This window comes from Methyloparacoccus murrellii (genome assembly GCF_054657115.1).
Genome location: NZ_BAAHXD010000135.1, coordinates 1 through 340 on the forward strand (window position 1 = coordinate 1; position 340 = coordinate 340).

The window sequence follows — 340 nt, forward strand, 5'->3', positions numbered from 1 at the left end:
GGCCGCTGGAGACGCCACAGGGTGCCATCGACGTATCGCCAGCCATCCATCGCACCCGCGCACAGGCGGGGGAACAGCCACCCGGGATCGCCGCCCTCGACCTTCACCCGCGGCAGGCGCAATCGATCGCTGCCGGGCCGGATGACGCCATGCTGGGCAATGAACACGCTGGTGTAACCGGCCGTGGCCAGAAGCCGGGCGGTCGTGGGGTTCTCGTCGAAACGCATGCCGAACGGGTAGGCAAAGCTGTTGATGGCCTGCCCGAGCTGCTGCTCCAGCAGCTGTTTGGAGCACACGGCTTCCTGCCACGCCGCCTCCGGTGATATTCGCCCCAACGAGC

At 67.6% G+C, this 340-nt stretch carries 1 protein-coding gene; it reads right to left on the reverse strand.

Translation table 11 applies throughout. From position 1 onward, the window contains the following. Nucleotides 1-296: polysaccharide deacetylase family protein (locus tag ACYQ1H_RS15615; RefSeq protein WP_460028959.1), on the reverse strand; the 296-nt coding region annotated here is incomplete at its 3' end. Between the last annotated feature and the right edge of the window lie 44 nt (nucleotides 297-340).